3 protein-coding genes are annotated in these 3,180 nt (G+C 35.6%); 2 read left to right on the top strand and 1 reads right to left on the bottom strand.

Annotated elements, in window-relative coordinates:
* The first annotated feature begins 391 nt into the window (after positions 1–391).
* Together IEY56_RS28100 and IEY56_RS28095 are read left to right on the top strand one after the other, a co-directional pair.
* The gene (locus tag IEY56_RS28100; RefSeq protein WP_189040110.1) at positions 392–1,705 is read left to right on the top strand and encodes a replication initiation protein; all 1,314 of its coding nucleotides are present in this window, start codon (positions 392–394) and stop codon (positions 1,703–1,705) included.
* A 10-nt stretch (positions 1,706–1,715) separates the two neighbouring features.
* Positions 1,716–2,435 (top strand): Fic family protein, encoded by a 720-nt coding sequence (locus IEY56_RS28095; RefSeq protein ID WP_189040109.1) that lies wholly within the window; start codon positions 1,716–1,718, stop codon positions 2,433–2,435.
* Between the two features lie 547 nt (positions 2,436–2,982).
* On the opposite strand, the gene IEY56_RS28765 is transcribed toward IEY56_RS28095, so the two are convergent.
* Positions 2,983–3,180, bottom strand: a 198-nt coding sequence (locus IEY56_RS28765) for a hypothetical protein (protein WP_229712267.1), incomplete at its 5' end; no start/stop codon positions are given.

Below are 3,180 nucleotides of genomic sequence, written 5' to 3'. Positions count from 1 at the left end.
AAAACAGAGGTTTTTAATGTTAAAAAAGGGCCCAAAACAGAGGTTTTTAATGTTAAAAAAGGGCCCAAAACAGAGGTTTAATTATTTTATTCTCTGTTTTTTATGCTATAATAACAATGTAGGCGGTATGCATGGCAGTGTCTTTTTTGTGTCAAATTTGGAGCAATTAGCTTAATTCTTGAGTTAATGGGTGGGGAGTGCAGTGGGTGGCACTCTGTTAGGAGGCACACCATGAAGTTCATTATCGTTGTGATAGTTTTATTAGTTGTAGTGGTTCTTTTGACACAGCCACTACACCAAAAATACCCCTAGAGTTACTGCTCTATGGGGTTTGGCTATCGTTACGATCATATCGTCTTTTGCCTTTGAAAAAACTAAATAAGGATTTAAAATGCCTAAAGTCAATAACGAACCCAAACCCAAGCGCCATAAAAAATTCAAACGCCCAAGCGTTAAAAAATCCCAAAAATACCTAATCACCCAAGACAACCGCTTCATTTACGCTAAATACGGCGATACGACCGCTAACGAATTAAAATTCTTTTACTATGTGATCAGCAAGCTAAACTCCATCAGCGACAAAGACTTTCAACTCCATGAAGTGCCTATCAGTGAGATTTTAGGGGAGGTGTTAAGTCATGAGAGCGAAGATAATTACACCTACATCAAAAATCTATGCAGAAGCCTGTCTAAACGAATACTTGAAGATGAAAGCTTGGTTTATGACCCCGTAACCAAAAAAGAAGAGGAGATATTTGAAGTTATGGCAATTTTCAAAAGAATACAATACTTGAAAAGAAAAGCTGTGATCTGCTACCAACTCAACGACTACCTAAAACCCTACTTGCTAGGGCTTAGTAAGAATTTCACGCAGATCCCCTTACAACACATTTTGCCCATAAGAAGCGGTTATGCGATACGCATTTATCAAATACTCTTAAGCGAACTCAAGCAAAACCGCAACGAATTGACAAGACCTCTGACCCAACTCCAAGATATATTGTGCGTGCCAAAAAGTTTTTATGCGTGGATAGACTTCAAACGCAATGTTTTAGAGCCAAGCCTCAAAGAAATCAACGCCACCACCGACATTGTAGCCAATTATAGGACGAAAAAAGAACGCCAAAAGATCACTCAAATCGTGTTTGAAATCTGTTATAAAGACCTTCAAAAGCGTAAAGATCAAGCTAAAGACAAAAAACAGCAACGCATTCAAATGGAAGTCATCAAACCACTAACTGAACTTAAAGACAAAACCCTAGCTTACCCCACCGATCCGCTAGATGAAAACGCTATCATCGCATTAGTGTATCGTGGAATGCATGAAGTCAAAGAAGTGAAAGGCAAGCTACAAGTGGTATTGACTTTAGAAGAAGCCAATAACCCAAGAAAAAAACAGCCACTCATTATATCAAGTGCTAATCAAATTGAAAAACTCAAAACCATGCATGAAAACTATGAGAAAAAGTTTTTCATTCAAAACGCTTCTAAAATCCTCAAAAACAAAGATGGAAAAGGAACAGCATACATTCAACAAATCCAAGAAAACCTCAAAAAAAGAAAAGAAGAAGAAAAAGCCATTGAAACCAAAGCCACACCAACAACAAAAGCTGAAGCAGTGTCTATCCTAGAAAAAATCAAGAAGCGCGATATAGGCGATCTTTTCACCAACAACACACAAGAAGATCCACCTAATCACAATTGAAAGGACATGCATGCCAACTAAGGATTTATCTAAACTCATAGAAAAACTAAATCATGAAAAAAAGAATGCTATTAAAAATGGCATTTATCACTTAATCCAAATTAAATTTTCTTATAACTCTAATCGCATTGAAGGAAGCAGTTTGACCTACGAACAAACCGCTCACATTTTTGATAAATCCGCTCTTATAACTGAAAAAAACGAAAATATTAGACTTGATGATATTTTTGAAACTATTAATCATTTTGAATGCGTGAATTACTTGCTTGAAAGCTATAGAGAACCTTTGAGTTTAGAATACCTTAAGACTTTACACAAAATCTTAAAAAATAATTGCTCTGATGAAGTTATCGGTGGTTTTAAAAAACACCCTAATTTTGTAGGTGATAGCGTTACAACAAAACCCCAATTAGTTGAAAAGGAATTAACCAATCTTTTGCAACGCTACCACAGCCTAACTGCAACAAGTTTGGAAAACATCATAGATTTTCATGTGGCTTTTGAAAAGATACACCCTTTTAGCGATGGCAATGGTAGAGTGGGGCGATTAGTCATGTTTAAAGAGTGTTTGAAAAACAATATCATGCCCTTTATCATAGAAAACGAACACAAAGCTTTTTACTATAGGGGCATTAGAGAATATCACAAGACAAAAGGTTATTTGAAAGATACCATTTTGCAAAGTCAAGATAATTTCAATGAAATGGTTAGCTATTTCTTTTCTAAATAGCCTATTTGAAAGTCTAGGAAAAAATTTCATGAAGTCTTAGACTTCACTTCTTTTGCACACTAAAAAAGCTTCAATTTTTTTCTTCCTAACCAACTTTTTGAAAAAAACACAATCCAAAAAAAATCAGTATTGCGTGCATTCTTGAAATTTTAGCGGCTCAAAATTCTAAAAAAAATCTCATTTTTAAGTTTTTTTGATTAAATTTGATTTAAGAATATCTTAAAAGTTCGTGTTTTAGCCACCTGTAAGGTCAAATTGACTTCAATTCTTACGGAATTGAAGTGTTATCCTGCACTTTTTTTGGTTCTAAAAAATCAAGGGAAAATGAGACTTTTTTTTAGTCGTTTTTTGATCTTTCTTGTTTGCTTGTGTGCTTTTGTTTTTTGCGTTTTTAGTTGCTTGCTAGTTAGCAAATATAGCACGTTTAGCATCTAAGAGTGCATGTAACTTCGGCTATCAATCCCACCCCCTACAAAACCGCCTAGCGAAGCGTAAGCGAGCATTCAAGCGGTTTTGTACCTAGTGCCAGCCCTATGAGTTGAAAAACTCATGCGGTGTTTAGGGCGTTTTGTGGCGCACGCTCCCCTTGTTTAACAAATATCTTGTTTATTAATAATATCTTGTTTACACAGGTGTGAACATCGTAAAATAGGGGTGTGCAGAGAGAGAAAACAGAGGTTTTTAATGTTAAAAAAGGGCCCAAAACAGAGGTTTTTAATGTTAAAAAAGGGCCCAAAACAGAGGT

It is taken from the genome of Streptomyces daqingensis (assembly GCF_014645895.1).
GTDB classification, from domain to species: Bacteria; Actinomycetota; Actinomycetes; order Streptomycetales; family Streptomycetaceae; genus Streptomyces; species Streptomyces daqingensis.
Note: the sequence above shows the minus strand (reverse complement) of the source record. Positions and strands in the feature narration are given on the sequence as shown.